General features: G+C 66.3%; 29 protein-coding genes. 11 read left to right on the top strand and 18 right to left on the bottom strand.

Annotated elements, in window-relative coordinates; genetic code table 11:
- Positions 1-95: 95 nt before the first annotated feature.
- Genes ABID77_RS03245 through smpB form a run of 3 tightly spaced genes read right to left on the bottom strand, consistent with a single transcriptional unit; the run spans position 96 to position 1,667 of the window.
- Positions 96-500 carry a COG4315 family predicted lipoprotein gene (locus tag ABID77_RS03245; RefSeq protein WP_429590784.1) on the bottom strand — a complete coding sequence of 135 codons (405 nt, stop codon included), beginning with the start codon at positions 498-500 and terminating at the stop codon, positions 96-98.
- A gap of 58 nt (positions 501-558) precedes the next feature.
- The gene (locus ABID77_RS03250) at positions 559-1,137 is read right to left on the bottom strand and encodes a putative colanic acid biosynthesis acetyltransferase (RefSeq protein ID WP_429590787.1); all 579 of its coding nucleotides are present in this window, start codon (positions 1,135-1,137) and stop codon (positions 559-561) included.
- A 50-nt stretch (positions 1,138-1,187) separates the two neighbouring features.
- Positions 1,188-1,667, bottom strand: a complete 480-nt coding sequence (gene smpB / locus ABID77_RS03255; RefSeq protein ID WP_296307849.1) for an SsrA-binding protein SmpB — start codon at positions 1,665-1,667, stop codon at positions 1,188-1,190.
- A gap of 63 nt (positions 1,668-1,730) precedes the next feature.
- Between smpB and ABID77_RS03260 the strand changes: the two genes are divergently transcribed.
- Both ABID77_RS03260 and ABID77_RS03265 read left to right on the top strand, forming a co-directional pair.
- Positions 1,731-2,177: a type II toxin-antitoxin system RatA family toxin gene (locus tag ABID77_RS03260; protein ID WP_429590790.1), complete on the top strand. Its 447-nt coding sequence runs from the start codon at positions 1,731-1,733 to the stop codon at positions 2,175-2,177.
- A 13-nt stretch (positions 2,178-2,190) separates the two neighbouring features.
- On the top strand, positions 2,191-2,526 hold the full coding sequence (locus ABID77_RS03265) for an RnfH family protein (protein ID WP_429590793.1): 336 nt from the start codon (positions 2,191-2,193) through the stop codon (positions 2,524-2,526).
- 16 nt (positions 2,527-2,542) lie between these two features.
- Here ABID77_RS03265 and ABID77_RS03270 read toward each other — a convergent pair whose 3' ends face one another.
- On the bottom strand, positions 2,543-3,193 hold the full coding sequence (locus ABID77_RS03270; protein ID WP_429590796.1) for a DUF4124 domain-containing protein: 651 nt from the start codon (positions 3,191-3,193) through the stop codon (positions 2,543-2,545).
- 38 nt (positions 3,194-3,231) lie between these two features.
- On the opposite strand from ABID77_RS03270, the gene guaB reads away from it, so the two are divergent.
- The 3 genes from guaB to ABID77_RS03285 all read left to right on the top strand — a co-directional run bounded on the left by guaB (position 3,232) and on the right by ABID77_RS03285 (position 7,415).
- Complete coding sequence (gene guaB, locus ABID77_RS03275; protein ID WP_429590799.1) at positions 3,232-4,701, top strand: IMP dehydrogenase; 1,470 nt, start codon at positions 3,232-3,234, stop codon at positions 4,699-4,701.
- 69 nt (positions 4,702-4,770) lie between these two features.
- A complete protein-coding gene (guaA, locus tag ABID77_RS03280) occupies positions 4,771-6,381 on the top strand; it encodes a glutamine-hydrolyzing GMP synthase (RefSeq protein ID WP_429590802.1) in 1,611 nt (536 codons plus the stop codon).
- A 341-nt stretch (positions 6,382-6,722) separates the two neighbouring features.
- The gene (locus ABID77_RS03285) at positions 6,723-7,415 is read left to right on the top strand and encodes a DUF2325 domain-containing protein (RefSeq protein ID WP_429590805.1); all 693 of its coding nucleotides are present in this window, start codon (positions 6,723-6,725) and stop codon (positions 7,413-7,415) included.
- A 32-nt stretch (positions 7,416-7,447) separates the two neighbouring features.
- Here the strand turns inward: ABID77_RS03285 and ABID77_RS03290 are convergent, their stop codons facing one another.
- Positions 7,448-8,491, bottom strand: coding sequence for a DUF72 domain-containing protein (locus tag ABID77_RS03290; protein WP_429590807.1), 1,044 nt, complete (start codon positions 8,489-8,491; stop codon positions 7,448-7,450).
- A gap of 119 nt (positions 8,492-8,610) precedes the next feature.
- On the opposite strand from ABID77_RS03290, the gene ABID77_RS03295 reads away from it, so the two are divergent.
- The 3 genes from ABID77_RS03295 to ABID77_RS03305 are packed head-to-tail and all read left to right on the top strand — an operon-like array spanning position 8,611 to position 10,885.
- The gene (locus ABID77_RS03295; protein ID WP_429590811.1) at positions 8,611-8,832 is read left to right on the top strand and encodes a hypothetical protein; all 222 of its coding nucleotides are present in this window, start codon (positions 8,611-8,613) and stop codon (positions 8,830-8,832) included.
- Positions 8,829-9,938 carry a tRNA adenosine(34) deaminase TadA gene (tadA, locus tag ABID77_RS03300; protein WP_429590814.1) on the top strand — a complete coding sequence of 370 codons (1,110 nt, stop codon included), beginning with the start codon at positions 8,829-8,831 and terminating at the stop codon, positions 9,936-9,938. Before ABID77_RS03295 ends, tadA begins: the two co-directional genes overlap by 4 nt.
- Positions 9,935-10,885, top strand: coding sequence for an LD-carboxypeptidase (locus ABID77_RS03305; RefSeq protein ID WP_429590817.1), 951 nt, complete (start codon positions 9,935-9,937; stop codon positions 10,883-10,885). Before tadA ends, ABID77_RS03305 begins: the two co-directional genes overlap by 4 nt.
- A gap of 5 nt (positions 10,886-10,890) precedes the next feature.
- Here ABID77_RS03305 and ABID77_RS03310 read toward each other — a convergent pair whose 3' ends face one another.
- On the bottom strand, positions 10,891-11,136 hold the full coding sequence (locus ABID77_RS03310) for a hypothetical protein (protein WP_429590820.1): 246 nt from the start codon (positions 11,134-11,136) through the stop codon (positions 10,891-10,893).
- A gap of 408 nt (positions 11,137-11,544) precedes the next feature.
- Here ABID77_RS03310 and ABID77_RS03315 point away from each other — a divergent pair, with 408 nt between their 5' ends.
- The gene (locus tag ABID77_RS03315) at positions 11,545-12,480 is read left to right on the top strand and encodes an adenylate/guanylate cyclase domain-containing protein (RefSeq protein ID WP_429590823.1); all 936 of its coding nucleotides are present in this window, start codon (positions 11,545-11,547) and stop codon (positions 12,478-12,480) included.
- A 616-nt stretch (positions 12,481-13,096) separates the two neighbouring features.
- Positions 13,097-14,125 (top strand): tyrosine-type recombinase/integrase, encoded by a 1,029-nt coding sequence (locus tag ABID77_RS03320; protein WP_429590826.1) that lies wholly within the window; start codon positions 13,097-13,099, stop codon positions 14,123-14,125.
- 9 nt (positions 14,126-14,134) lie between these two features.
- On the opposite strand, the gene ABID77_RS03325 is transcribed toward ABID77_RS03320, so the two are convergent.
- From ABID77_RS03325 to mltG, 6 genes are all read right to left on the bottom strand, one after another.
- On the bottom strand, positions 14,135-14,800 hold the full coding sequence (locus tag ABID77_RS03325; protein WP_429590829.1) for an ankyrin repeat domain-containing protein: 666 nt from the start codon (positions 14,798-14,800) through the stop codon (positions 14,135-14,137).
- A complete protein-coding gene (locus tag ABID77_RS03330; protein WP_429590831.1) occupies positions 14,797-15,600 on the bottom strand; it encodes a TatD family hydrolase in 804 nt (267 codons plus the stop codon). Before ABID77_RS03330 ends, ABID77_RS03325 begins: the two co-directional genes overlap by 4 nt.
- 78 nt (positions 15,601-15,678) lie before the next feature.
- Positions 15,679-16,074, bottom strand: a complete 396-nt coding sequence (locus ABID77_RS03335) for a PilZ domain-containing protein (protein ID WP_429590834.1) — start codon at positions 16,072-16,074, stop codon at positions 15,679-15,681.
- Positions 16,071-17,090, bottom strand: a complete 1,020-nt coding sequence (locus ABID77_RS03340; protein WP_429590837.1) for a DNA polymerase III subunit delta' — start codon at positions 17,088-17,090, stop codon at positions 16,071-16,073. Before ABID77_RS03340 ends, ABID77_RS03335 begins: the two co-directional genes overlap by 4 nt.
- Positions 17,087-17,758, bottom strand: a complete 672-nt coding sequence (gene tmk / locus ABID77_RS03345) for a dTMP kinase (protein WP_429590840.1) — start codon at positions 17,756-17,758, stop codon at positions 17,087-17,089. Before tmk ends, ABID77_RS03340 begins: the two co-directional genes overlap by 4 nt.
- Positions 17,755-18,900: an endolytic transglycosylase MltG gene (gene mltG, locus ABID77_RS03350; protein WP_429590843.1), complete on the bottom strand. Its 1,146-nt coding sequence runs from the start codon at positions 18,898-18,900 to the stop codon at positions 17,755-17,757. The genes tmk and mltG overlap by 4 nt, the downstream gene beginning before the upstream one ends.
- Positions 18,901-19,069: 169 nt before the next feature.
- Between mltG and ABID77_RS03355 the strand changes: the two genes are divergently transcribed.
- On the top strand, positions 19,070-19,993 hold the full coding sequence (locus ABID77_RS03355) for a YgfZ/GcvT domain-containing protein (RefSeq protein WP_429590847.1): 924 nt from the start codon (positions 19,070-19,072) through the stop codon (positions 19,991-19,993).
- Positions 19,994-20,122: 129 nt separating this feature from the next.
- Here ABID77_RS03355 and ABID77_RS03360 read toward each other — a convergent pair whose 3' ends face one another.
- The 6 genes from ABID77_RS03360 to ABID77_RS03385 all read right to left on the bottom strand — a co-directional run bounded on the left by ABID77_RS03360 (position 20,123) and on the right by ABID77_RS03385 (position 26,506).
- Positions 20,123-20,323, bottom strand: coding sequence for a YbdD/YjiX family protein (locus ABID77_RS03360; RefSeq protein WP_429593259.1), 201 nt, complete (start codon positions 20,321-20,323; stop codon positions 20,123-20,125).
- Positions 20,324-20,352: 29 nt separating this feature from the next.
- Entirely contained in the window at positions 20,353-22,422 is a 2,070-nt protein-coding gene (locus ABID77_RS03365; protein ID WP_429590850.1) for a carbon starvation CstA family protein, read from the bottom strand.
- Positions 22,423-22,570: 148 nt separating this feature from the next.
- A complete protein-coding gene (locus ABID77_RS03370; RefSeq protein WP_429590854.1) occupies positions 22,571-23,236 on the bottom strand; it encodes a response regulator in 666 nt (221 codons plus the stop codon).
- Positions 23,233-24,612, bottom strand: a complete 1,380-nt coding sequence (locus tag ABID77_RS03375; protein WP_429590857.1) for a cache domain-containing protein — start codon at positions 24,610-24,612, stop codon at positions 23,233-23,235. Before ABID77_RS03375 ends, ABID77_RS03370 begins: the two co-directional genes overlap by 4 nt.
- Positions 24,613-24,649: 37 nt before the next feature.
- Positions 24,650-25,546: a YbgC/FadM family acyl-CoA thioesterase gene (locus ABID77_RS03380; protein WP_429590860.1), complete on the bottom strand. Its 897-nt coding sequence runs from the start codon at positions 25,544-25,546 to the stop codon at positions 24,650-24,652.
- Positions 25,547-25,576: 30 nt separating this feature from the next.
- On the bottom strand, positions 25,577-26,506 hold the full coding sequence (locus ABID77_RS03385) for an alpha/beta hydrolase (RefSeq protein ID WP_429590863.1): 930 nt from the start codon (positions 26,504-26,506) through the stop codon (positions 25,577-25,579).
- Between the last annotated feature and the right edge of the window lie 53 nt (positions 26,507-26,559).

The following is a 26,559-nucleotide window of genomic DNA, read 5'->3' on the forward strand; positions in this document are numbered from 1 at the left end:
GGCGCCCGGCGAGCAGCGTGCCGAGTCGACTCGTTCGCTCCAATGAAAAAGCCGGCCCATGGGCCGGCTTTTTCATTGGCTTCGGATCGGGGGGATCAGGGCCGTGCGACCTTCCAGTTGCCGCCGACGCCGTCACCCGTGCGATCGCCGGCCTTCGTGTCCTTGGTCCAATAGTAGAGCGGCGCGCCCTTGTAGGCCCATTGCTTCGCGCCGTCGTCGCGCGTCACGATGCTGTAGTCGCCCATCGGCTTGGCGGTCGCCGGCGCGGTGAGTGCGGGCCAGTTGGTGATGCAGGGACCGTTGCACACGGACTTGCCGCTGCCCACCGTGTCGCGGCTGAAGGTGTAGAGCGTCATGCCGTTCGGGCCGACGAGCACGCCGTCGGCCGTGCGCGTGGGCGTGTCGGGCATCGTGGAAGACGCCGACTTCGACATCGGCGAATAGCTGCCGCAGCCGGCGAGGAGGGCGGCGGCGAGGATCGATGCGCTGAGCAGTTTCATGGGATATCTCCTGGGGTGGATGGTCGAGAACGAAACGGAATCTGATGACATGGGCAGTCTAGCCGCCTCGCTGTCGCAGTTCGCGGTGCTTGATCAGTTTGGCGGGATTGCCCGCATAGACGCCCCAGGGTTCCAACGAACGGAACGCCACGCCCCGCGCACCCAGCACCACGCCTTCGCCCACGTCCACGCCCGGTCCGACGAAGGCCTCGGCGGCGATCCATGCCTGCGCGCCGATGGTGATCGGCCGCGTCGTCAGCTGGAAGGCCGGCGAGCTGATGTCGTGCGAGCCGGCGCACAGGTGCGCGCCTTGCGACACGATCGCGTCGTGACCGATGCGGATCGGTGCCATGTTGTAGCAATTGACGCGCGGCCCGATGAGCGCGCGTTCGTCCATGTGGAGGTGCGGCGGATACCAGACCTTGGCCGTACCGCGCACGTCGCTGCCCGCGGCCATCGTCGCGCCGAAGGTTCGCAGAAGGAAGCGGCGCCAGGCGCGCAGGGGCGGCGGCGTCCAGGATGCGAGCACCGCCCAGGTGAGCATCCAGAGCGCGCGCAGCAGGCGGTTGGACAGGGGAAAGCTCGGACCGCCCCCCAGGGGATTCGATTGCTCGGCGTCGAGGGGTTGGAGTGCCATGAGGTGGGTCGGGTCGATGGGAATGGAGTCGGTGGAGAGGCGTTGGGAGGTCAGCGGCTTCGGCTCTTCATGGCGCGTTCGACCTCGCGCTTGCCTTCGCGGTCCTTGATGGTGTCGCGCTTGTCGTGTTCGGCCTTGCCCTTGGCCAGGGCGATCTCGCATTTGACCTTGCCGGCCTTCCAGTGGAGGTTGAGCGGCACGAGTGTGTAGCCCTTCTGCTCGATCTTGCCGGTGAGCTTGCGGATCTGCTCCTTATGCAGCAGCAGTTTCTTGGTGCGTACCGAGTCGGGCGTGGTGTGCGTGGAGGCGCTGCGCAAGGGATTGATCTGGCAGCCGACGATGAACATCTCGCCGTCACGGATCATCACGTAGCCGTCGGTCAACTGCACCTTGCCTTCGCGCAGCGACTTCACTTCCCAGCCTTCGAGCACCAGGCCGGCCTCGAAGCGCTCCTCGAAGAAATAGTTGTACGCGGCCTTCTTGTTGTCGGCGATGCGGGCGGAGGGGTCTTGGGTTTTCTTGGTGGCCATGGCTGTCTGAAGTGGGGTCGCATGGCATCAATACAATCGAAGCGCACACACCGTGCCGATTCTATGAAAACCGTCCACAAGTCAGTCCTCATCTGGTACAGCGCCGATGAGATGTATTCCCTGGTCACTGACGTGGCGAGATATCCCGAATTCCTTCCCTGGTGCGACAAGACCCGCGTGCTCGACGAGGACGCGACGGGCATGACCGCCGAGATCGGGCTCTCCTTCGGCGGCATGCATCAAAAGTTCACGACCCGCAACACGCACGTTCCCGGACGCGAAGTGCGTCTGAAGCTCGTCGACGGCCCGTTCTCCAACCTCGACGGCATCTGGAAGTTCGAGCCGGTCGGCGAAGCGGGCGAGCGCGCTTGCCGCGTCGACCTGGATCTGAGCTACGGCTTCAGCAACTTCGCGCTGCAGGCGGTGGTCGGACCGGTGTTCGACAAGGTGGCGTCGAGTCTGGTCGAGGCCTTCGTCAAGCGCGCCGAGCAGGTCTACGGCGCGACGTGACGCCCTGACCGACATGACCATCGCCGTCATGCTGCTGTGTTCGCCGGCCGCCCGCGAGGTGTTCGAACAAACGATCGAGATCGCCCCGGGAACGACGGCCGCGGCCCTGGTGGCCGACAGCCGGTTGCACGAGTGCCATCCCGGCCTGGACTGGCGGGCGATGACGCCCGGCGTCTGGGGCAAGCCCGTCGATTGGGACCGGGTGCTCGTCGAAGGCGATCGGTTGGAACTGTGCCGACCGTTGACCGTCGATCCCAAGGTCGCCCGGCGCGAACGCTTCCAGCGCCAGGGGGCCCGTGCCACGGGACTTTTCGCTCGCCGGCGGGAAGGCGGAAAAGCCGGCTATTGAGTATTCGATCGAGTGCTCAGCTGCATTCGTTGTCGATGATCGATTGCAGTCTCTGGGTTTCCGCCGCTCGCGCCGTGTCGTCCATGATCTCCCGCTCGCCGTTGGCATTGATGCGAGCCATGCGGATGCCGCTGTCGAAGGTCGATCTTCCCTGACGGGCGCGCGCGCAGTTGTCGGCCTTGGCCCTGGCGACGCGTTCGGCTTCCGCCGCCTGACGGGCCTTGTCGGCGTCCTCGGCCCGGCGTGTCTTCTCTTCCAGGTCGCGGTCCACGCCCGAAGGCCTCGGAAGTGCGGCCGATGCGCTCGCACGCGGCAGGGCCGCCGATGCGGCGGTGGTGGCAGGTTGCGATGGGGGCTGGGACTGCGACTGGGACGGCGCCGGAATCCGAGGCGCGGATGTCCCACCGGGACGTCGCACGATGTCCTTCTCCGGAACGCTGATCGGCGGTGCCTGATCGCTGAACACCTTCTTGCCGTTGCCGTCGATCCATTGCCACTGCGCGGTGGTTGCCAACGACAGCATGCCCAGGCACGCCGCGACCAGGAGGTGGGAAACTTTCATCCACGGCAGTTTAGCGCTCGCCTGTCCATCCCGAATGCTCGGAAACGTCGATCGGTGATCACCGAGGTCGAGGGCGACGGCGGGTCCCTGCGGGTCGAAGCGCATGGCGCCCTCGTTACAATCCGTCTTTTGGAGCCTCACCCATGCGCCTTCTAGGCAAAGCGCTCACCTTCGACGATGTGTTGCTGGTGCCAGCGTTCTCCCAGGTCCTGCCCAAGGACACTTCCCTCGCTACCCGGTTCTCCCGCAACATCTCGCTGAACCTGCCGCTCATCTCGGCGGCCATGGACACCGTGACCGAAGCCCGCCTCGCGATCGCCATCGCGCAGGAAGGCGGCATCGGCATCGTGCACAAGAACCTCACCGCGCAGCAGCAGGCGGCCGAAGTCGCCCGCGTCAAGCGCTACGAGTCGGGCGTGCTGCGCGATCCGGTGGTCATCACGCCGGGCCATTCGGTGCGCCAGGTGATGGCGTTGTCCGACCAGCTCGGCATCTCGGGTTTTCCGGTGGTCGACGCCGGCAAGGTGGTCGGCATCGTGACCGGGCGCGACCTGCGCTTCGAGAACCGCCACGACGTGCCGGTCAGCGAGATCATGACGCCGCGCGACCGGCTCATCACCGTGCCCGACGGCACCACGCTCGCGGACGCCAAGGCGCTGCTCAACAAGTACAAGCTCGAGCGCCTGCTGGTCATCAACGACGACTGGGAGCTCAAGGGGCTCATCACCGTCAAGGACATCACCAAGCAGACCACCTTTCCCAACGCCGCGCGCGACGCCAACGGCCGCCTGCGCGTCGGTGCGGCGGTCGGCGTGGGCGAAGGCACGGAAGAGCGCGTCGAGGCGCTGGTGCGCGCCGGCGTCGACGCCATCGTGGTCGACACGGCTCACGGCCACAGCAAGGGCGTGATCGACCGGGTGCGCTGGGTCAAGCAGAACTACCCCCAGATCGACGTGGTCGGCGGCAACATCGCCACCGGCGACGCCGCGCGGGCACTGGCCGACGCGGGCGCCGACGCGGTGAAGGTCGGCATCGGTCCGGGATCGATCTGCACCACGCGCATCGTCGCGGGCGTGGGCGTGCCGCAGATCATGGCGGTCGACAGCGTGGCGACGGCGCTGCAGGGCACCGGCGTGCCGCTGATCTCCGACGGTGGCGTGCGTTATTCGGGCGACATCGCCAAGGCGCTGGCCGCCGGTGCGAGCACGGTGATGATGGGCAGCATGTTCGCCGGCACCGAGGAAGCGCCCGGCGAGATCGTGCTGTACCAGGGCCGCAGCTACAAGAGCTACCGCGGCATGGGCTCCATCGGCGCCATGCAGCAGGGCAGCGCCGACCGCTACTTCCAGGAGTCGAGCACCGGCAATCCCAACACCGACAAGCTCGTGCCCGAGGGCATCGAGGGACGCGTGCCGTACAAGGGCTCGATCGTCTCTATCATCTACCAGATGGCCGGCGGCGTGCGCGCCAGCATGGGCTACTGCGGCTGCGCCACCATCGACGAGATGAAGGAGCGCGCCGAGTTCGTCGAGATCACCTCGGCCGGCATCCGCGAGAGCCACGTGCACGACGTGCAGATCACCAAGGAAGCGCCGAACTACCGGGCTTCCTGAGCGCGTCATCTCCATTCACACTTCGCACGCCGGGACCAGCGTTCCGGCGTGCTTCGGCGATCACCACCGATGCATCAAAAAATCCTCATTCTCGACTTCGGCTCGCAAGTCACCCAGCTGATCGCGCGGCGCGTGCGCGAGGCCCACGTGCTGAGCGAAGTCCATCCGTGCGACGTCACCGACGAGTGGATCCGCGACTATGCGAAAGACGGTTCGCTCAAGGGCGTGATCCTCTCGGGCAGCCATGCCAGCGTCTACGAGGAGTCGACCGACAAGGCGCCCCAGGCGGTGTTCGAACTCGGCGTGCCGGTGCTGGGCATCTGCTACGGCATGCAGACGATGGCGCACCAGCTCGGCGGCAAGGTGGAAAGCGGCCATCAGCGTGAATTCGGTTTCGCTTCCGTGCGGGCGCGCGGCCACACGGCGCTGCTCGAAGGCATCGCCGACGCCACGACGGACGAAGGCTTCGGCATGCTCGACGTCTGGATGAGCCATGGCGACAAGGTGACCGAACTGCCACCGGGCTTTCGGCTGATGGCCTCGACCGGCAACTGCCCGATCGCCGGCATGGCCGACGAGACGCGCCGCTTCTACGGGGTGCAGTTCCATCCCGAGGTCACGCACACGAAGCAGGGCCAGGCCATCCTGGAGCGTTTCGTGCTCGGAATCTGCCAGGCCCGGCCCGACTGGGTCATGCGCGACCACATCGCGGAAGCCGTGGAGAAGATCCGCGAGCAGGTCGGCGACGAGGAGGTCATCCTGGGGCTCTCGGGCGGCGTCGATTCGTCGGTGGCGGCGGCGCTGATCCATCGCGCCATCGGCGACCAGCTCACCTGCGTCTTCGTCGACCACGGCCTGCTGCGGCTCGACGAGGGCGATGCCGTGATGGACATGTTCGTCGGCAAGCTGCACGCCAAGGTCATCCGCGTGGATGCGAGCGAACTGTTCCTCGGCAAGCTCGCCGGCGTGAGCGATCCCGAAGCCAAGCGCAAGATCATCGGCGGCGAATTCGTCACCGTCTTCAAGCAGGAGGCGGCCAAGCTCACCAGCGCCGGCGCCAAGGGCGCCAAGTGGTTGGCTCAGGGCACGATCTACCCGGACGTGATCGAGTCCGGCGGCGCCAAGAGCAAGAAGGCCGTCACCATCAAGAGCCACCACAACGTCGGCGGACTGCCCGAGCAGCTCGGCCTGAAGCTGCTGGAACCCCTGCGCGACCTGTTCAAGGACGAGGTCCGCGAACTCGGCGTGGCGCTGGGGCTTCCTCCCGCGATGGTCTACCGCCATCCGTTCCCCGGCCCGGGGCTGGGCGTCCGCATCCTGGGCGAAGTCAAGAAGGAGTACGCCGACCTGCTGCGCCGGGCCGATGCCATCTTCATCGAGGAACTGCGCAACTTCCACGATCCGGAAACCGGCAAGAGCTGGTACGACCTGACCAGCCAGGCCTTCACGGTCTTCCTGCCGGTCAAGAGCGTCGGCGTGATGGGCGACGGCCGTACCTACGACTACGTCGTCGCACTGCGCGCCGTGCAGACCAGCGACTTCATGACCGCCGACTGGGCCGAGCTGCCCTATGCCTTGCTGAAGAAGGTTTCGGGCCGGATCATCAACGAGGTGCGTGGCATCAATCGCGTGACCTACGACGTGAGCTCCAAACCGCCCGCGACGATCGAGTGGGAGTGAAATCGGATCTTTCATGGGCCATCGCCGCTCGCGCGATGTAGAGGAACCGGCGCCTGCTTTCGAAGGGCAATCGAAGAGCGCCGTGCTTCGGGTGAAGGCGTGCGAGATCGCGGCCGAACGGCCATTGCATGCATTTCGGCATCGACCCATCGATCCTGAATCGTGTCCGACCGCGATGAGCAGGGGCTGGGTAGTGCAGGAGGAGGTGTTCATCCCTGGATGACGACTTTTCCTGGCGGGTGATTCCGGTGGTCTTGCCTTTCCAGGCACTGGTCAGGTATCGTGGATGAGAAAAATTCTCATTCATATCTTCTTCGACTGTCACTTTCCATCCAGCCGCCATGAAATCCGCATCGAACCAGATCGACCAACTGATCGACGAGCATCGGACGTTGATGCGGCACTTTGGCAGGGCGCAGGCGCGCTGCAGCGATCTGGTGCGTATCCAGGCAGCCGAACTGGTGGAACTCCGGTCGCAGGCGGTGCGTCTGCGCGCGGCCGTCATCGTTCGAGAAACGACCCTGGCTTGGGAACGTGAGGATCGGGCGGCATTGAGGGCGCTGATTCCCGGGTTGCCGCGTCGCATGGCGCTTGCGCGCCGGGTCGACCAACTGGTCGAACGCGTCCATGAGTTGATGCGGGAACGATTGCACTGGCAATGGCGCCGTTCGACGGATCACGCGCCCCCGTCGGTCATGTCCGGTACTGTTGCATCCGATCCGACCGAAGCCATCGCGATGCCGACCGGCGGAGCGGAGCCGGTGGAAGATCCGGTTGGCTTCGAAACGAGCCTGGCGGAGGCCGATCTCGTGATCTGCCAGACGGGCTGCCTCAGTCACGACGACTATTGGCGGGTGCAGGATCATTGCAAGCGCACCGGCAAGGCGTGCGTCGTCGTGGCACAGCCGGATGCGGTGAGGATCGTACGGATCCATCAGGTGACGTCTCGCGAGAAACTGGTGGACATGCCTGCCCTGGGTGATCCGACGGTCGTTCCGGTTTCGATCGCATCCAACGATCCCGTTCGAAGCTGATCTTGAGAAGCACGATAGAGGTGAGCGCCGATTCAAGGCCGACTGTGCAAAGCTTCGGCTAACGCCATGACGCTCAAGGGTGCCGACCCTTCAGCCTTGTTGTTGATCGTGACGTAGACCGGGTGGTGCGCCGCGGCCGTGGCTGCGATGACGCGAGCCAATGCATCGCGGGTGTCCGGGTCCGGATCGACCAGGCGGTCGAAAGGTTCGTAAAGATCCTTCGCGGTTTCGTAGCCATAGGCGCCATGCAATTGATGCAAATTCCAACGAGCGACCAATGGACCGGGCCACAGCGCCCGCAGCATCGGCAACTGGGCATCGATGGGAGGCATCTTGGCGTGCAGACCCAGACAATAGGTGGCGCCGGCGTTCCGCAACACATCGGCCAGTTCCGGCGTGACGAGTTCGGGATTGCGCACCTCCACGGCCACGACGCCATCCGGCGCGATGGGGTGCAGTGGGGGGAGAGCGGCCAGCATGGCGGTCAGCTTGTCGAGAACTTCCGGAATCCTTGAAAGCATCGACGGGGGCAGGGGACTGAGTTGAAAGACCATCGCGCCGATCTTCGATCCGAGTCCTTCGAGCGCTGGCTGGAAGAACTCGCGCATCGCGATCTCCGGATCGAGAAAATCCGTATTGCGCCGCATGCCATGACCATGGTCGCGCACCATCGCATCGGAGACGATGCTGGGGGCTTTGACGACGAAACGAAAGTCTTCCGGCACCTGCGCCGCCAGACCTGCGTACTCCTCGATACTCAGCGGTTTGTAGAACGCGCGATCGAGGCTTACGGTACGAAGGAGCGGATGGCACGCGTAGGCTGCCAGACCTTGGCGTGCCAGTTGGGTCGTCGTGTACGTTTCGGCCCAGACGAGGCCTGCCCAGCCCGGAAATCCCCAGGACGACGTGCCCAGCCGAATCTCGGGGGCGAGCGCGGCTGCCGATGCCGTCACTTCCGCATCGGCCGGGTGCGGCGCGACATCGGGTCGAACGCGCGGTTTGCGACAGCTCGCCTCGCGATGGACGCCACCGTCCTTGGCGGCATCGGTTTCTTCCGGGAAAAGCGAATCCTGCATGATCGATCTCGAATTAGATCCGAGATGATGATCGAACTTCGTAGCGTTGCAGGTCAGCGCTTTCCGGGTCGGCTTGCAGGGGTGGGGGACAATTCGCCTTTCAACAAGGAGCAAATCGCGTGCGCATCTTCGGACTCGTCGGTCTCGTACTGGTGTTGGTGATCGTCGGATTCGTGGCCAGGAAGCAGGCATCAGGACACGAGGGATCCATGGCAGTTGGCGCCGGTGCAATCTCTCCGGGATCGGACACCGCTGTCCGGACGCGGCAGGTGCAGCAGGATATCCAGCGCTCCCTCGACACCGTCATGCGCGCATCGCGAGACATTCCGGGCGAGCCATGATGCCGTCGGACGAGCAGTGGATGCGCCATGCCTTAGAGCAGGCGAACGCGGCCGACGCAGAGGGCGAAGTGCCAGTGGGCGCCGTACTGGTAAAGGATGGCGTGATCGTCGCCACGGGCCGCAACACGCCACGGGCTTCTCACGATCCGAGCGCGCATGCCGAAATCAACGCCTTGAGGGCCGGATCCGCAGCGCTGGGGAACCATCGACTCGACGGTTGCGAACTCTTCGTCACGCTAGAGCCGTGCGCCATGTGCGCTGGAGCCATCTTGCATGCACGGCTCGCACGCGTGGTCTACGGGGCGCGCGATCCCAAGACCGGGGCTGCCGGTTCCGTGGTGGATCTGTTCGGGTTGCCACAGCTCAACCATCGCACGCGAGTCCAGGGTCAGGTTCTCTCCGATGCCTGTGGCGGCCTGCTTCAGGCTTTCTTTCAAAGGCGACGCTTGGAAAAGCGTCAGGCATCCATGCCCTTGCGCGACGATGCATTGCGCACGCCGGAGGAGCGCTTCGCGGGATTGATCGATCAAGGAGTGCGATCGTTCTGGTCTGTGGGAGGGGCCTTGCAGCGAGGATGGCGCATGCATTGGCTCGATACTTCTGCTAACGGCTCCAGCGTTTCTGTTCTATGCCTTCATGGCTTTGGGCAATGGGGTTACTACTTCCGAAGTCTGATGTCAATGAAAAAAATACGTTTCATCGTCCCCGATTTGATCGGATTCGGCAGAAGCGACAAACCCAAGCGCGAAACGGTGCATGCATGGAGTTGGCATCGCGATGTGCTGCTCGAGTGGGCGAAAAGCCTGGAGACCGGGCCGATGCTTCTGGCTTGCGCAGAGGGGACTGAACCGTTCGCCGAGCTGCTGCTGGCTGAAGGTACCGATCTTTTCGCCGCCACATCCGTCATTTCGATACCGGACGCGAAAACAGGCGACGTTTCCGATATCTGGAGAGCACCGTTTCCTGATCGGGGTCACGAGGCCGCCTTGCGAGCCTTGGGTCGAACCGATGCAGCATCCTCCGGTCCATCCCTTGAGCAGGCAGAAGGGATCGCCAACGGCATCGCGGGCTGGGCGGCCGACACGATGGGATACTGCCGCCCGTGAGCAAACATATCTACATCTATTCACCGTCCAGCGCAGTGCGCGACAAGTCAGCTTTCAAAAGGGGCGTCAAGCGCCTGGAGGCTCAGGGCCATCAAGTCGAAATCGACGAAGCGGCCTTGGCGGTTCATCAACGCTTCGCGGGTGACGATGCCACGCGGTTGGCCGCGATCGGTCGTGCAGCGGCCAGTGGTGCCGACGTGGCTTTGACCACACGCGGGGGATATGGGATCACGCGCATCCTGGATGCCATTCCTTATGCGAAGGTCGCCAAGGCCATCGAGCACGGCATGAAGTTCGTGGGATTCAGCGACTTCACCGCTTTTCAGAATGCCTTGCTGACGAAAACCGGCTCCATCACCTGGGCCGGACCTTCGGTGGGGGAGGATTTCGGAGCCGCTGGAGGCCCCGACGACATCATGGAAGCCTGCTTCGAGGACTTGCTGGATGGGCAGGGTGAAGGTACGGGCTGGCGGCTGCCGGCGCGCGAAGGAGATGCCCCGGATCTGGATCACGTCAGGCACGCGAAACTCTGGGGCGGCAACCTCACCGTGCTGGTGAGTCTGCTAGGAACCCCTCACTTTCCGGACATCCAGGACGGAGTCTTGTTTCTGGAGGATGTGGGAGAGCATCCCTATCGCATCGAACGCATGCTGGATCAACTACGGCACGCAGGAGTGCTGCAGCGTCAGCAAGCCATTCTGCTGGGTCAGTTCACGGCGTTCAAGAAAGTGCCAAACGACCGGGGGTTCAGCCTGACAACGGTCTCCAACCGGCTGCGATCGCTTCTCGATGTGCCCGTGCTGACCGGACTGCCTTTTGGACATGTACCGACCAAGGTGCTGCTGCCGGTAGGTGCGGAGATCGCGATGGAGGGCCAGGGGAGGGAAGTGGTCATCATGTGGGGGCACATGCACTCGCATGAACATCGGCATTCACACACGCATTGAGCCTGCTATTGCTGCTTCAGGTCATGCCGACGATGTAAACGGGGTTTCATCGTCGACGGCAAACGGCCCCGGAAAGATCCGTTGATTTTCATGGTTCTCTTGCGCGCCACTTCGTCGCCTTCGAACTCGGTCAGTACGAGAACCAAGTCCTGCCGCAAATACCAAAGCGCTTCCACATCCTGGGCGAAAAGGACACGCTGACGGGCGCGGCTGACCTGTTCGCTGGCATAGGGTTCGAGCAATGAAAGCATGCTTGCCCTGATGTGTCGGAACCGATGCTCGTTCGTGCGACGCTGTACAAAATCTGGAAGCGCGAGCAATCGAAGTAAGCTGGGACGAGACATGGACAAGGATGGGGTTTCGACAGACCAGTCCAACGGTAAGACGGGTCGGAGCGGCAAGCAAGACCTCTGAAATACAAAACTTTCCGCAAATTCACATTTCTCACACTCACTTCAAAATTCGACTGAATAATGAATTCTTTTGTTTTAAAAATAGTGCAGTTTTTTGCGAAATATGGAGATTTTGCTGGGCCTTGGGTTGACCAGCCAATCCGCCGAGGGCACAAGTCTCTTTCATGCGCGATCGAGAGCCGCGGGACTTTCCAAAGCGTGGAGTTGCCATAATCGACCAACAGTTGCCAACAAAAAAATCACGATATGGGTGTTCATTCGACCGTAGTTTTCGCAGATCTGACAGGAAGTACAGGTGTCTTCGAGTCGATGGGCAACGTACGAGCTGCTGAAACCGTCACACGTCTCACGCAGTGGATTGCGGCTGTCTGCGAGGCCCATCAAGGGCGCGTGGTGAAAATGCTGGGCGATGGGGTGCTGGCGATCTTCCAGTCGGGCGGAGCTGCGACACGTGCGGCCTTGGAGATGCAGCGCAACCATCAAAAACGGCTCCAGAATTGGCCGGCTGCATTACGGATGGAACTTCAGATCGGCTTGGCCAGCGGCGATGTGTTGGAAGTCGATGGCGATTGCTACGGAGATGCCGTCAATCTCGCGTCGAGACTCAGCGATCTGGCAGGACCGCGACAGATCTGGGCGACGAAATCGGTCATCGATCAACTCGAAGGGCATGAGGCTCGTCACCGCAGCCTGGGGCCGATCAACATCCGAGGGAAGAACGAAATGCCCATCGTGCACCGAATCGATTGGCAGGACGAATCGGTCGAATTTCTGACGATGCCGGCGACCTTGGCACAGATGCATCGGCCCGCAGAAACTTCTTTTGGAAAGATCGAGCTGACCTGGATGGACGTGAGACAGGTTTTCAGTGCGGCTCAACTGCCCATCTACCTAGGCCGTGTCGACGATGCGGAGTTCGTCGTGAACGATCCGCGTGTCTCGAGACTGCATGCACGCATCGAATCGAGGAAGGGGAGCTGCGTACTCGTGGATGTGAGCACTTATGGCACGTGGGTGCAGTTCCAGAACTCCACAGGTTCGAGCACTGAGATCGCCTTGCGGCGAGACGAATGCGTGCTTCATGGCAGTGGTCAGATCGGTCTTGGCGCACCACTGAGCGAGCTGAGCGCACCGACCATCAATTTCCATGCGACAGGGGGGCTGACAGCTTTTGCGCGCTGATCAGCAGAAAGCCTCCAGTGTTGCCAGACCAAGCTCTGAAGCGAACGGAAGGCCACAGGACAGGAAAATTCGGCTGCATATCCGTTGTTTAACATAATATACATTGTATTTTTGATATGTGAACGCATGTGCGGAAGTAAGGTTCGTGACGACGATGTGCGAAATGAACCATCTCGAAACCAGTCAAGCCACCGGCCATGGTGCAAGCCAACGTTCTCCTGCACATCGTGATGCGGCAGTTCCTCGGCATCGAAGCCTCGTCCATCGACGCTCACCTCAAAGCGCCCAGCGGCCGCGTCGACATCCAGCACAGATGACCATGCGGTGCCTCTGCGCGTGCTCATGGACAGTGGTCGTGATTTACTGGGTAACGCTGAACAGCGCCGTCTTCACGCGCGTGACCTGTATGCCGCCTGTGATCCACCACATTGCCCGCATCGAGTGGCCATCTCCAAACACCGGTTGCAAGCGCCCTATTCCCAAATGAACCGGCGCCTGTCGGTCGTTTGGGAAATGCCATCTGCCAGATCAAATTAAATCTGCTAACGTTATTTTCTCTTTTTTGTGTAAGTTTCTAAGGTATAACCTTTGAGTCGCCAAAGCCGTTAGCAGATACATGCAATCCCTACTTCCTTTCGAAGAAGACTCGCCCCTCGAAGGTCTCAAACAACCCTTCGAGGATTGGCTTTCGGATCAGGTGGCCCAAGGCACACTGAGACAGCCGTCGTCCATCCAGGTCTATCGGGACATGTGGGGTGGATTCATGAGCTGGGCACTGGCACAGACCCCGCCCGTGACATTGGCGCACATCACGGTCAGCGACCTCCAAAGTTTCCAGACGGCGCGCTTCGGCATGAAAAGTTCCGACCTATCCCTGTCGCCTCGCCACGCACTCCGTCTACTGCGACTCGTGGATCGAGTGCTCAAACATCAGGCGGCGCAGAGCGGAGAGCCTGCGAACGAGGCAGCTTCGGAATGGATTTCTGCTCAACCGGAGGTTCGCTACGCGGAAGCGTCCCAAGCCGATCCCCTCCCCGACTTCCTGTCGATCTCGGAGACACGTCATCTGATCACGTTCCTCTCGGCAGCACGCCCTCGACCCGGTGCTGCGGGGTCGGCACGCGAAAATCCGGTCGGCCTGAGCTGGCAGCAGGTACGCAACCGTGCGGCGGTCGGTCTCCAACTGGGCGGCGGACTCACACCGGCCGACGTCCGTGCCTTGACCCTGCGATCGCCGATCGCCCAGGGTGGCCGAGTCAAGGACAGACCTTGGAAGATCGCGATACCGAACCATGGCAACTGGCCGGCGCGCGAGACTCCCATCGCTCCATGGGCCGGCGAATTGCTTCACCATTGGGTCAAGGTCCGGCAGGAAGCCGCCATCGTCGGCGACTTCCTGTTTCCGTCGACGCGCACAGGCAAGCAATGGAGCCGCGATTCGCACTACATGTGCGCCAACAAGGTGCTGGAAGAAGCAGGAATCGACAGCATCGAAGGGGGCTCCTTCAGGCTGCGTCACACCTTCGCCTTGCGCCAATTGCGTCGCGGCACCTCGTCGGAGCAGGTCGCGATGTGGCTGGGCGTCGAGCCGGACTCGATGAGTCAGTATGGCCGGCTCATGGAGACCATGCCCGAAAGCTTCTGACCTTGTAAGTCACCATGTGCCGCCGGAAGGCTTTCTGGCTTTCACGGCCGCATTCAGCAATTCCATCGCGTCGGGCCGCTGACCTCTCTTCGCGAAGTCGGCTGCCGTCATGCCCTGCTGGTTCTTCTGCAAGGGATCAGCGCCTTCGGCCAGCAGCAGTTCGACGCCCTGGCTCGATCCATACATCGCGGCCATCATGAGCGGCGTCGTTTCGTTGGGCGATGTCGCATCGATGAAGGCATGGTTCTCGAGCAGCAGTTTCATGATGGCGATGTGGCCATTGGTCGCGGCGTAGTGCAACGGCGTCCAGCCCGGTTTGTTGACGGCCGCATCCCGCGCGATGAGCTTGCGAACCACATCCTCCTGGCCGCGCAGCGATGCCAGCATCAGAGGGCTCTCGTCGTTGGCATTGCGCGCGTCGATGTCGGTCTTGTTCGAAGCCAGCAGCACGTCGATGACCCTGGGCGAGGGCTCGCGCAGCGCCAGCAACAGGCCCGTCTGTCCCTTCTCGTCTCGGGTGTTCGGATCGAAGCCGCGGTTGAGCAGCGACGCGACCCCACTGGCGTTGTCGGCGCGAACGGCCCTGAAGAAGTCCTCGAACGATCCGGCGTCCGACGCGAAGGATGCGACGAGCGCGATGAGGCACAGCAGTTTTTTCAAGCGATCTCCGATCATGTGGCGCCAGTGAACAAGGCGTCGAAATTGCGGCTCGTGATCTCGGCGATGGCCTCGACATCGGTTCCGCGCAGTTCCGCAATCTGCCGGGCCACCAGCGGCACGTAGGCCGGACTGTTGGTCTTTCCCCGGTAAGGCACCGGCGCGAGATAGGGACTGTCGGTCTCGATCAGCATGCGATCGAGCGGAACGAAGGCGGCGACGTCGCGCAGGTCCTGGGATTTCTTGAAGGTGATGATGCCGGAGAACGAGATGTAGAAGCCGAGGTCCAGTGCCGCGCGTGCAACCTCGGCGGTCTCCGTGAAGCAGTGGAACACGCCACCCGCCGAGCCGGCCGAGCCGTCCTCGCCCTCCTCCCTCAGCAGCCGCAGCGTGTCGACCGACGCCTCGCGCGTATGGATGACCAGCGGCTTGCCCACCTGCCGCGCGGCGCGGATGTGGACGCGAAAGCGATCCCGCTGCCATTCCATGTCGGCGATGGTGCGTCCGCCCTTGCGCTCGTCCATCTGGTAGTAGTCCAGACCGGTCTCGCCGATGGCGATCACCTTGGCGCGACGCGATCGCTCGACCAGGTCGTCGACGGTCGGCTCGGCGATGTCCTCGTTGTCCGGATGCACGCCGACGCTGGCCCAGAGGTTGTCGTAGCGCTCGGCCAGTGCCTGCACCGCGTCGAACTCCTCCAGCCGCGTGCAGATGCACAGTGCACGATCGACACGCGCTTCGTCCATGGCGGCGCGCACTTCGGGGATGCGTTCGATCAGTCCGGGATAGGTCAGGTGGCAGTGCGAGTCGGTGAACATGGGAGATGTTTTCTGAGGCGACGATGCATGAGGGGCACGTCGATTCGGACGGACGAAGAGGAACCGGTCGATCCGGGATCAGATGGTCTGCGTCGGCCGGTCGGAAGCCATCGCGCCACCCAGGGCACTCTCGATCCGCGCCTTGAGTTCGCGCGACTTCTCGTCGGCCGGAAAACGGATGCCGACACCCGGCGCGCGGTTGCCGGTGGCGCGCGCCGGCGTGATCCAGGCCACCTTGCCGGCCACGGGATAGCGCTGGGTGTCGTCGGGGAGCGTGAGCAGCACGTAGACGTCGTCGCCCAGGCGGTACTCGCGCGCGGTGGGAATGAAGATGCCGCCCTCGGCGAACAGCGGAATGTAGGCCGCATGCAGCGCGCCTTTCTCCCTGATCGCCAGTTGGATCACGCTCGGACGCGGCGAGAGCGGCGCGCGCTGGCTCGGCTCGTAGGCGGGGATCGTCGGTGGAATGCTCATGGGCGGGTCACCGAGTTTAGGGTGACGCGCGCCTCGCTCACCAGCGCCTCCAGCATGAGCCCCGCATTGAAAGGATGTTCGGCGGTCCGCGCTGCCTGGGCCAGCGACTTCGACCAGCGTGCGAGCGCGCCCTGCGACGGCGGCGGCGGGAGTTCGGCCGGCAGGAAGAACCGGGGTTCGGCCCCCACGCCGACGGCCATCAGGTCGTGGCACACCTTCTGCAACGCATCGATCGCCTGCGACGGTGCCTGATCGGCCAGCGCCGCGACCTCGCCGCGCAGCAACGCCTTGGGCAGCAGCGACCATGCCTTCGGCGACTGACCGGCGCGGGCCCGGCGCAGCGCCTCGTGCGGACGTCCGCCGGCCGCACCGAGCAGTGCCGGCGCATCGACCTGGGTCACGCCGTTCGACACCAGCCACGCCGTGGCCTCCATCGCGTCGGGCCAGGGCACATTGAAGCCGATGCAGCGGCTTCGAATCGTGGGGAGTAATTGCCATGCCGCCTCGCTCGCCAGCACGAAGCGCACGTCGCCCACCGGTTCCTCGAGCGTCTTGAGCAACGCATTGGCCGTGATGGCGTTCATGCGCTCGGCCGGATAGACCAGCACCACCTTGCCGCGTCCGCGTGCGTTGGTGCGCTGGGCGAAGCCGATCGCTTCGCGCATCGCCTCGACCCGGATCTCGCGACTCGGCTTGCGCTTCTTGTCGTCGATGTCGGCCTGCGACTTCTCGTCGAGCGGCCAGCCGAGTTCGAGCATCGCGACCTCGGGCATCAGCACGCACAGGTCGGCATGCGTGCGCACCGCGATGGCATGGCAACTTGGGCAATGGCCGCAGGCGCCCTGCTCGCCCGGCCGCTCGCACAGCCAGGCCGCCGCCAGGGACAGCGCCAGCTCGTACTGACCCAGGCCGGACGGTCCCTGGAGCAGCCAGGCATGGCCGCGCTGACGCAGCAGTTCGGCCAGCGGGCGCGCGAGCCAGGGCGAGATCCGGGTGGCCGACGGCGAAGGCGTCATGCCAGCCCCAGGCGCCGCTGCAGCACCGTCTCGATCTGCGTCCAGACCTGTTCGCGCGGCAACGCCGCGTCGATGCGGGCGAAACGCGAACCGGCGCCGGCGGCCCGATCGGCATAGCCGGCAGCCACGCGGCGGAAGAAATCCACCGGTTGCGATTCGAACTTGTCCGGCAGCCGGGCTCCGGCCAGCCGCTCGGCCGCCGTCTCGGGCGACAGATCGAACCAGAGCGTGAGATCCGGCTGCAGCGAACCGGTCGTCGCATCCAGGCTCCGCGTGTCCGCCTCCACGGGCGCTTGCACCCACCTCTCGAGCGTTAGCAGAAGATCGAGATCGAACCCTCGACCGGCACCCTGGTACGCGAAGGTGGCATCGGTGAAGCGGTCGCACAGCACCACGTCGCCCCGTGCGAGCGCCGGTGCGATGACCTGTTCGATGTGATCGCGTCGCGCCGCGAAGACCAGGAGCGACTCGGTCAGGGCATCCATCGGCCGCGACAGGATCAGCTCGCGCAGGGTCTCGGCCAACGGGGTTCCGCCCGGCTCGCGCGTGCGGACGACCCGCCGGCCATGGCGGGCGAAGAAGGCTTCCAGCGCGTCGATGTGACTGGACTTGCCCGCGCCGTCGATGCCTTCGAGCGTCAGGAAAAGGGAGGAGGAAGAGCTGCTCATGGACCGGTTCGGGGTGTCGATGCGGGTGCTGACGCCGGTGTGGCCGGCACCGGGGACGTCGCGGCGGCTTCGCCGGACACGCCGCCAGCGGGCGCCAACGCCGCACCGGACGCGGGTGCCGCAGACGAAGCGGCGGGCGACGGCGCCTCGATGCCGCGCTGATAGCGGTTCACCGCCCGGTTGTGCTCGTCGAGCGAGGTGCTGAAGTGGCTGCTGCCGTCGCCGCGCGAGACGAAGTAGAGCGACTTGCTCTGCGCCGGCTGCACCGCCGCCAGCAGCGCCGCCCTTCCCGGCATCGAGATCGGCGTCGGCGGCAGACCGCCACGCGTGTAGGTGTTCCAGGGCGTGTCGGTCTGAAGATCCTTCTTGCGCAGGTTGCCGCTGAAGGCCGTGCCCATGCCGTAGATGACGGTCGGATCGGTCTGCAGCGGCATGCCCACGCGCAGTCGGTTGTTGAAGACGGCGGAGATCTCGGCGCGATCGCGAGCCTGGCCCGTCTCCTTCTCGACGATGCTCGCCAGGACGAGCGCCTCGTCGGCCGTCCTGAGCGGCAGGTCGCTCCCGCGCGCGGCCCAGGCGGCTTCAAGCTTGCGGTCCATGGCGCGCATGGCGCGCTGCAGGACGGCGAAGTCGCTCGATCCCTTCGAGTAGGTGTAGGTGTCCGGAAAGAAGCGCCCTTCGGGATGGACACCGGGCCGCCCGAGTCGCGTCATGAGCGCTTCGTCGCTCTCGCCGACGGTATCGGGTTTGAGCTGCTCGGCCTTGGCCAGCGCCGCGCGCACCTGGCGGAAGTTCCATCCCTCCACCAGGGCGACGCTGCGCGTGGCCTCCTCGCCGCGCACCAGCATGTCGAGCAGCCCCCGTGGCGTGACGCCCGTCTCGAGTTCATAGCTGCCCGCGCGCATGCGGCGATCCTGACCGGAGAAACGGAACCAGCCGTAGAGCAGTTGCGCCGGCACGCGCGCCCCGGTGGCGGCGACCGCCTCGGCGATGCCACGCGGCGTGGTGCCGGGCTCGACGGTCAGGTCGACGGTGGATGCGGGCAGCGCGATCGGCCGGTTGACCCACCACAGTCCCAGGGCCCCCCCGCCCAGCACGACGAAGGCGACGAACAGGAACAGCGTGAGTAGAAAACGGCGCACGGCAGGGCTGTGGAGTGGGTCGGGAACGAAGTGGGAGCGACGTGACGGAAAGGCCGTCGCGTCGCGTGGTGAAAGGTGTCGGGATCGGAGGACCGACCCGCTCGACCGGACCCTCCGGCGCTTGGCCCTGCGGTCTCGATGGCACGACGCCGACCATGATAATTCAGCCATGACCCCTGTCGTTTTGAATGGTGTAACCACCCTCTCGCACCTCGGCGTGATCCGCGCCGAAGGCCCCGATGCCGCCGGTTTCCTCCACGGCCAGCTGACCCAGGATTTCGCGCTGCTGACACCGGCCGAGGCCCGGCTCGCGGCGTTGTGCACGGCCAAGGGCCGCATGATCGCCAGCTTCGTCGGCATCCGGCCGACGCCCGAGCGGATCCTGCTGGTCATGAGCCGCGACATCCTGGCGCAGACCTTGAAACGCCTGTCGATGTTCGTGCTGCGCGCCAAGGTGAAGCTGACCGACGCCAGCGACGACTTCGCGCTCTACGGCCTCGGCGGCACGGCGCTGGTGGCCAACGGCCTCGACGCCACGGCGTCCCCCGGTCGACGCGTGGACGCGGGTCCGGCCTCGGTCGTCTCGCTGTATCCGGCCGATGGCGTGCCGCGGGCCCTGTGGATCGCGCCGGCGGACGCCGCCGCGCCGGTGGGCGATGCGCTGGAACCGTCCACCTGGCGGTGGAGCGAGGTCCGCAGCGGCATCGCCACCCTGACGGCACCGGTGGTCGAGGCCTTCGTCCCGCAGATGCTCAACTACGAGTCCGTCGGCGGCGTCAATTTCAAGAAGGGCTGCTATCCGGGCCAGGAGGTCGTCGCCCGCAGCCAGTTCCGCGGCACCCTGAAGCGCCGCACCTACCTCGTCGCGGCCGATGCCGCCGTCGAAGCCGGCCAGGAGGTGTTCACGGCCCAGGATGCCGAGCAGCCCGTCGGCACGGTCGTCCAGTCGGCTCTGGCCCCCGACGGCCGCTGGTCGGCCCTGGTGTCGATGCAGACCTCGGCGACCGAAGCCGGCCCCCTGCACGCCGGCAGCCCGGCCGGACCAGCCCTGACCGTCGAGCCCCTGCCCTACCCCCTGCTCGCCGACATCTGACTCGCGTGGCCTGAGACCGACGCATGCGCCGCCGAGGGCACCGTGGCATCGACTTCGCCGGGCCACCGGCACCGCCCCGGAAAGGAGTCTGCGAAGGCGACACGCAGTGCGCGAAACCTGGGGGGCGAGCTAGCAGCAGCGGCCTTTTCCGCCGCCGTAGCGGGCGTCCTGGCGCTCGCGGAAGAACGCCTCGTAGCTCATCGGCGCCTGGTCGGGATGCGTGAGCCGCATGTGCTCGACGTAGGTGCCATAGTCCGGCTGGCCCACCATCAACCGCAGCGACCGGGCCAGCGAGCGACCGAGGTAGCGCCCGGCCTCCGGCAAGCTCATGCCGCCCAGGCCGGCGGCGCCGCCCGTCATCAGGCTTTCGCCGGCATCGCCGCCAGCGCCTCGAACGGGGTCTCGTGCACCGTCGGATGGTTCGCCGCGCGGGCCGCCAGGCAGGCCTTGACGCTGTAGACCAGCACGCTGAGCACGACGAACATGAACAGCGCGCACAGCCCGGCGTCGAGCCGGTCGTTGAAGACGATGCGGGCCATGGCCTCGGGCGTCTTCGCCGGCGCGATCAGCACACCCTGCGCCAGGCCGTCGGCGTACCGGGCGGCGTGCGCCAGGAAGCCCACTTTCGGGTCGGCCGAGAAGATCTTCAGCCAGCCGGCCGTCAGCGTGCAGGCCAGCAGCCACACGGTCGGCGCCACGGCCACCCAGGCGTAGCGCTCGCGCTTCATGCGGAACAGCACCACCGTGCCCAGCAGCAGCGCCACGGCGGCCAGCATCTGGTTGGAGATGCCGAACAGCGGCCACAGCGTGTTGATGCCGCCCAGCGGATCGACCACGCCCTGGTAGAGGAAATAGCCCCAGGCCGCGACGGTCAGGGCCGTGGCGATCAGGTTGGCCGGCAGCGAGTCGGTCTTGCCCAGCGCGGGCACGAAGCTGCCCAGCAGGTCCTGCAGCATGAAGCGGCCGGCGCGCGTGCCGGCGTCCACGGCCGTCAGGATGAACAGGGCCTCGAACAGGATCGCGAAGTGGTACCAGAAAGCCATCATGCCGGGGCCGCCGAGCGCCTGGTGCAGGATGTGCGCCATGCCCACGGCCAGCGTCGGCGCGCCGCCGGTGCGGCCCAGGATGGTGGTCTCGCCGACGTCCTTGGCGGTCTGGATCAGCATCTCGGGCGTGACGACGAAGCCCCAGCTGGAGATCGTCTGCGCCACGGTGGCCGCATCGCCGCCCACCAGCGCGGCCGGGCTGTTCATCGCGAAGTAGATGCCCGGCTCGATGCACGAGGCCGCCACCAGCGCCATCACGGCGACGAAGGACTCGGCGAGCATGCCGCCGTAGCCGATGAAGCGCGCATGCGATTCGTTGTCGAGCATCTTGGGCGTGGTGCCCGATGAGATCAGCGCGTGGAAGCCCGAGACCGCGCCGCAGGCGATGGTGATGAACAGGAACGGGAACAGGCTGCCCGACCACACCGGGCCGTTGCCCTGGGCGAACTGCGTGACGGCCGGCATCTGCAGCGTCGGCGCGACGAAGACGATGCCAATGGCCAGCGCCAGGATGGTGCCGATCTTCAGGAAGGTCGAGAGGTAGTCGCGCGGCGCCAGCAGCAGCCACACCGGCAGCGTGGCGGCGACGAAGCCGTAGCCGATCAGCATCCAGGTCAGGGCCTTGCCGTCGAAGGTGAACATGGCCGCCCACGCGGGGTTCTGGCTGACGGCCTGGCCGCCGAAGATGGCCAGCATCAGCAGCACGAAGCCGATCACCGACACCTCGCCGATGCGCCCGGGGCGGATGTAGCGCAGGTAGACGCCCATGAAGAGCGCCACCGGAATCGTCGCGGCCACCGTGAAGGCGCCCCAGGGCGATTCGGCCAGCGCCTTCACCACGATCAGCGCCAGCACCGCCAGGATGATGATCATGATCATGAAGGTGCCGAAGAGCGCGATCATCCCCGGCACGATGCCCATCTCCTGCTTGATGAGGTCGCCCAGGGACCGGCCGTCGCGCCGCGTCGAGATGAACAGCACGATGAAGTCCTGCACCGCGCCCGCGAACACCACGCCCGCGAGGATCCACAGGAGCCCGGGCAGGTAGCCCATCTGCGCCGCGAGCACCGGCCCGACCAGCGGACCGGCCCCGGCGATCGCCGCGAAGTGGTGGCCGAACAGCACGTTCTTGTCGGTCGGCACGTAGTCCAGGCCGTCGTTGTGGCGGTGCGCCGGCGTCTTGCGCGACGGGTCCAGGCCGAGCACGCGATCGGCGATGAACAGGCTGTAGTAGCGGTAGGCGATCAGGTAGACGCACATGGCGGCCACCACGATCCAGAGGGCGCTGATGGCCTCGCCGCGCGAGAGCGCCACGGTGCCCAGCGAGAAGGCGCCGGCGATCGCGACGAGGAACCACACGAGGTGGCGGCGGATGCTTGGCATCGGTGTTGTCTCCAGTAGAGGAAAAGTTCCTGGAGTGTTCCCGCCTTGGCGCCCCGGGGCATCCGTCGGACCGCGCACAGGGAGTACGCGTCACCTCGTAAGGGAAAACCCGCCGAGGCCCTGCGTGCCGTGCCGGGTGTCCGACCCGTCAGCCGCCGTCGAACTGCCGCGCGTGCTCGACCGCGTACTTGATCAGCTCGGCCTGGCCTTCCAGCCCCAGGCGGCGCTTGATGCTCTGGCGGTGCGCCTCGACCGTGCGCACGCTCAGGTCGAGGTCGCGCGCGATCTGCTTGCTCGACGCGCCCCGGCCCAGGGCGCTCAGGATCTCGCTCTCGCGCGGCGTGAGCAGCGGGCGCGGCGCCTGGTTGCGGAACAGCCGCTGCGACACCGCCGGGCTCAGGAAGGTGCCGCCAGCCGTCACGGCGTGGATCGCCGCGACGATCTCGGCCGCCGGCGCGTCCTTGAGCACGTAGCCGCGCGCGCCGGCCTGCAGCGACCGCTGCACATACTCCGGGTTGTCGTACATGCTGAGCATCACCACGTGCAGCGCCGGCTGGCGCGCCAGCAGCAGGCCGGCGAGCTCGATGCCGTTCATGTCCTTCATGCCGACGTCGGTCAGCACCAGATCGGGTCGTACCGCATCGACCAGCGTCAGCGCCTCCTGCGCCGAACCCGCCTCGCCGACGATCTCCAGGCCCGGCAGGCTGTCCAGGCGGGCGCGCAGGCCGTCGCGCACCAGGGGGTGGTCGTCGACCAGGAACAGGCGGATGGCCGGGGTGGTCGAGGTCGTGTCGACCGGGTCGGAAATCGTCATGCGGAAGCTCCCAGGTGCAAGAGGCCGAGCGGCACGGCGGCGATGATCTGCGTGCCGACCCCGCCGCCGTCGCGCGTGCGCACGGTGAGCTCGCCGCCGATGGCGTCCAGCCGCTCGCGCATGTTGCGCAGACCGATGCCGCGACGCGGGTCGTGCGCCAGCGCCTCGGCGTCGAAGCCCCGGCCGTCGTCGCTGACCTCCAGCCGCACGCCGGCCGCGTCGGCGTCCAGCACGATGGCCACGCGGCGTGCCTGGGCGTGCTTGTGGACGTTGGTCAGGGCCTCCTGGGCGACGCGGAACAGCGCCGTCTTCACCTCCGGCGGCAGCTCCAGCGATTCGCCGCGCACGGCGACGTCGACGCGCAGCGGCCCCTCCTCGTCGAACTCGGCGCCCAGGTGCTCGAGCGCGGCGGGCAGCCCCAGGGTGTCGAGCAGCGCCGGGCGCAGCCGGTGCGACAGGTGGCGCACCTCCGAGAGCGAGTCGTTCAGGCGCAGCAGCGCCTTGGCCAGCGCGGGCGGCGCGGGATGGTCGGCGCGCTCCAGGGCATCGACGCCCGACTCGATCAGCAGCTTGGCCGACACCAGCGTCTGGCTGACGCCGTCGTGCAGTTCGCGCGCCAGGTGGGCGCGCTCGTCCTCCTGCGACTGCACCACCTGACGCGCCAGCAGGCGCAGCCGCGCCTCGGCCACACGGTGCTCGCTCAGGTTGAGCAGCAGTCCGCCGGCGCTCACCACGCCCAGGCACGCCGCGGCGATGGCGGCGATCCAGAGCATGGTGGTCGTCACGTTGTCCGCCACCTGCTGCTGCAGGGCTTGCATGGCGAGTTCGACGTCGTCCAGGTAGAGCCCGGTGCCCAGCATCCAGCCCCAGCGCGGCAACGCGGTCACATAGCCGAGCTTGGGCGCGCGCTGCGCGCTCGACGGCTTGCGCCATTCGTACTCCACGTAGCCGCCGCCCGCCACGGCCTGCGCGATCAGGTCCTGGATGGTGCGCCGGCCCCGCGAGTCGGTGAGGTCCCAGAGATTGCGTCCTTCGAGCTCGTGCTGGCGCGAATGCATCAGCGACTTGCCCTGCAGGTCGTAGACGAAGAAATAGCCGTCGTCGCCGTAGTCGAGCGCGGCGAGCCGGCGCAGGGCCTCGTCGCGCGTGGCCGCGTCGTCGCGGCCGGTGTCGTGGAGCGGACGCACCGTGCTCACGGCCAGCTCGACATAGCTGCGCAGCTCGGAGCGCCGCTGCGCCAGCAGGCTGCGCTCCACGAGCGACCGTTCCCGCGCCGCCAGGTCGCGCTCCTGGTGCCAGACGGCCGCGGCCACCAGCGCCAGCGCGACCAGCAGCGGCGCGACCGCCAGCGCGACGATCTTGGTGCGAAGGTTCATCGGGGCGAGGTGACCGGGGCGGCCGCGTGGCGCTCGGTCACGCCGGGCGCAGCGACCGGCGCATCTCGATGTGCGCGATGCCGGCCTCCTCGAAGGGATCGCCGTGCGGCACGTAGCCCAGGCCGGCGTAGAACGACTGCGCGCTGCGCTGGGCGTGCAGCACGATCTCGTGGTCGCCCCGCGCGCGGGCCGCGTCCTCCAGCGCGCGCAGCATTGTGCGGCCGTGGCCGCCGCCGCGCAGGGCGCGGTCCACCGCCATGCGCCCCACCCGCCCCACGCCAGGCGCCTGCGTCACCAGGCGCGCGGTGGCGACGGCACGACCCAGCCCGTTGAGCGCGACGACGTGCAATGCCGTGGCGTCGTGCGCGTCCCACTCCAGGTCCTCGGGCACGCCCTGCTCCTTCACGAACACCGCCCGGCGCAGCACGCCGGCCTCGCGTCCGACGCGCTGCCAGTCGCCGACGATCACCTCGCACGCCGGCGCGCCGCGTTCGTGGCGCTCGAACAGGGCGCGCAGCGCGTCGGGTACCGGCCTGGACTTCTGCGTCGCCGGATCGGCGAAGACATGCACCAGTTCCACCTGGGCCAGCACCTCGTCGGCGCGGAACAGCGTGCCGGCGAAGGTGATCGACGAGGTGCCCACGCGATCGCAGCGCAGCGCGACGTCGAGCACGTCGTCCAGCCGCGCCGAGGCGTGGAAGTCGAGCGTCGCCTTGCGTGCGTAGAGCTCGCCGCCCAGCGCCGCCATCGACGCCGCGTACGGCAACGCCAGCGCGCGCCAATAGTCGCCGACGGCGGTGTCGAAGTACATCAGGTAGTGCGCGTTGAAGACGATGCCCTGCATGTCGATCTCCGACCAGCGCACGCGCAGGCGGTGGAAACAGCGGAAGTCGGCGCGGCGGGGGCGTCCGGCGGACGCGATCGGGGAGTTCATGGTGTCGGGGGCTCCAGGGATTCGGGAGATTCAGGGCAAAAGGGCTCGCCGCAGCGCGCGCGCGGCGTCTTCGTGGGCCTGCAATGCCTCGGGGATGGCACGGCCCATCTTGACGAACTCGTGGATCACGCCCCGGTAGATCTCCAGGTCGACCGCGACGCCGGCGGCGCGCAGCTTGTCGGCGTAGGCGATGCCCTCGTCGACCAGCGGGTCGGCCTCGGCCAGGCCGATCCAGGCCGGCGCCACGCCATCGACGTCGTCGGCGTTGAGCGGCGCGAAGCGCCAGTCCTCGCGATCGGCCGGCGTGCGCACGTACTGGTCGAAGAACCAAGCGATGAGCGTCTCGTCGAGCAGTGGCCCGCAGGCGAAGCGGCGGTGCGAGGCGGTGTCCTGGTGCGCCGTCGTACCGGGATAGAACAGCAGCTGCAGCGCGACGGGCAGGCCGGCGTCGCGGGCCATCACGGCGCAGACGGCGGCGAGCGTGCCGCCGGCGCTGTCGCCGCCCACGGCCAGGCGCGCGCCGTCGAGCCCCAGCGCGGCCGCTTCGCGCGCGACGAAGCGCACGGCGTCCCAGGCATCGTCGGAGGCGGTCGGGAACCGGTGCTCGGGCGCGAGCCGGTAGTCGACCGACACGACCGCGCAGCCGGTCTTGACCGCCAGCACGCGGCACAGGGTGTCGTGCGTGGCGATGCTGCCGACGGTGAAGCCGCCGCCGTGGAAATAGACCAGCACCGGCAGCCGGTCGTGCGACGGGGCGTACAGCCGCGCCGGCAGCGCGGAACCGTCGCGGGCCGGGAGCACGAAATCCTCGACACGGCCCAGGTCGGGCCTGGGCACTTCCAGCACCCCGGCGCCTTTCTCGTAGGCGGCCTTGGCCTCGGCGGGCGTGAGCGTGTGCAACGCCGGCTGCCGGGCGCGCGCCATGCGCTCCACCACGCCGTGCATCTTCGGCGTCAGCATGGCGCGGGTGTGCCGCGCGCGACACGGACGGGTAGGGTTTCGGTCATGGGCAA

Source organism: Variovorax sp. PvP013 (assembly GCF_050435945.1).
Lineage (GTDB): Bacteria > Pseudomonadota > Gammaproteobacteria > Burkholderiales > Burkholderiaceae_C > Variovorax.

What these genes read in the sequence shown, in the direction of transcription:
- ABID77_RS03245 (WP_429590784.1), bottom strand. Translation starts at nt 500, where the DNA reads ATGAAACTGCTCAGCGCATCGATCCTCGCCGCCGCCCTCCTCGCCGGC.
- ABID77_RS03250 (WP_429590787.1), bottom strand. Translation starts at nt 1,137, where the DNA reads ATGGCACTCCAACCCCTCGACGCCGAGCAATCGAATCCCCTGGGGGGC.
- smpB (WP_296307849.1), bottom strand. Translation starts at nt 1,667, where the DNA reads ATGGCCACCAAGAAAACCCAAGACCCCTCCGCCCGCATCGCCGACAAC.
- ABID77_RS03260 (WP_429590790.1), top strand. Translation starts at nt 1,731, where the DNA reads ATGAAAACCGTCCACAAGTCAGTCCTCATCTGGTACAGCGCCGATGAG.
- ABID77_RS03265 (WP_429590793.1), top strand. Translation starts at nt 2,191, where the DNA reads ATGACCATCGCCGTCATGCTGCTGTGTTCGCCGGCCGCCCGCGAGGTG.
- ABID77_RS03270 (WP_429590796.1), bottom strand. Translation starts at nt 3,193, where the DNA reads ATGCGCTTCGACCCGCAGGGACCCGCCGTCGCCCTCGACCTCGGTGAT.
- guaB (WP_429590799.1), top strand. Translation starts at nt 3,232, where the DNA reads ATGCGCCTTCTAGGCAAAGCGCTCACCTTCGACGATGTGTTGCTGGTG.
- guaA (WP_429590802.1), top strand. Translation starts at nt 4,771, where the DNA reads ATGCATCAAAAAATCCTCATTCTCGACTTCGGCTCGCAAGTCACCCAG.
- ABID77_RS03285 (WP_429590805.1), top strand. Translation starts at nt 6,723, where the DNA reads ATGAAATCCGCATCGAACCAGATCGACCAACTGATCGACGAGCATCGG.
- ABID77_RS03290 (WP_429590807.1), bottom strand. Translation starts at nt 8,491, where the DNA reads ATGCAGGATTCGCTTTTCCCGGAAGAAACCGATGCCGCCAAGGACGGT.
- tadA (WP_429590814.1), top strand. Translation starts at nt 8,829, where the DNA reads ATGATGCCGTCGGACGAGCAGTGGATGCGCCATGCCTTAGAGCAGGCG.
- ABID77_RS03310 (WP_429590820.1), bottom strand. Translation starts at nt 11,136, where the DNA reads ATGCTTTCATTGCTCGAACCCTATGCCAGCGAACAGGTCAGCCGCGCC.
- ABID77_RS03315 (WP_429590823.1), top strand. Translation starts at nt 11,545, where the DNA reads ATGGGTGTTCATTCGACCGTAGTTTTCGCAGATCTGACAGGAAGTACA.
- ABID77_RS03320 (WP_429590826.1), top strand. Translation starts at nt 13,097, where the DNA reads ATGCAATCCCTACTTCCTTTCGAAGAAGACTCGCCCCTCGAAGGTCTC.
- ABID77_RS03325 (WP_429590829.1), bottom strand. Translation starts at nt 14,800, where the DNA reads ATGATCGGAGATCGCTTGAAAAAACTGCTGTGCCTCATCGCGCTCGTC.
- ABID77_RS03330 (WP_429590831.1), bottom strand. Translation starts at nt 15,600, where the DNA reads ATGTTCACCGACTCGCACTGCCACCTGACCTATCCCGGACTGATCGAA.
- ABID77_RS03335 (WP_429590834.1), bottom strand. Translation starts at nt 16,074, where the DNA reads ATGAGCATTCCACCGACGATCCCCGCCTACGAGCCGAGCCAGCGCGCG.
- ABID77_RS03340 (WP_429590837.1), bottom strand. Translation starts at nt 17,090, where the DNA reads ATGACGCCTTCGCCGTCGGCCACCCGGATCTCGCCCTGGCTCGCGCGC.
- tmk (WP_429590840.1), bottom strand. Translation starts at nt 17,758, where the DNA reads ATGAGCAGCTCTTCCTCCTCCCTTTTCCTGACGCTCGAAGGCATCGAC.
- ABID77_RS03355 (WP_429590847.1), top strand. Translation starts at nt 19,070, where the DNA reads ATGACCCCTGTCGTTTTGAATGGTGTAACCACCCTCTCGCACCTCGGC.
- ABID77_RS03360 (WP_429593259.1), bottom strand. Translation starts at nt 20,323, where the DNA reads ATGAGCTTGCCGGAGGCCGGGCGCTACCTCGGTCGCTCGCTGGCCCGG.
- ABID77_RS03365 (WP_429590850.1), bottom strand. Translation starts at nt 22,422, where the DNA reads ATGCCAAGCATCCGCCGCCACCTCGTGTGGTTCCTCGTCGCGATCGCC.
- ABID77_RS03370 (WP_429590854.1), bottom strand. Translation starts at nt 23,236, where the DNA reads ATGACGATTTCCGACCCGGTCGACACGACCTCGACCACCCCGGCCATC.
- ABID77_RS03375 (WP_429590857.1), bottom strand. Translation starts at nt 24,612, where the DNA reads ATGAACCTTCGCACCAAGATCGTCGCGCTGGCGGTCGCGCCGCTGCTG.
- ABID77_RS03380 (WP_429590860.1), bottom strand. Translation starts at nt 25,546, where the DNA reads ATGAACTCCCCGATCGCGTCCGCCGGACGCCCCCGCCGCGCCGACTTC.
- ABID77_RS03385 (WP_429590863.1), bottom strand. Translation starts at nt 26,506, where the DNA reads ATGCTGACGCCGAAGATGCACGGCGTGGTGGAGCGCATGGCGCGCGCC.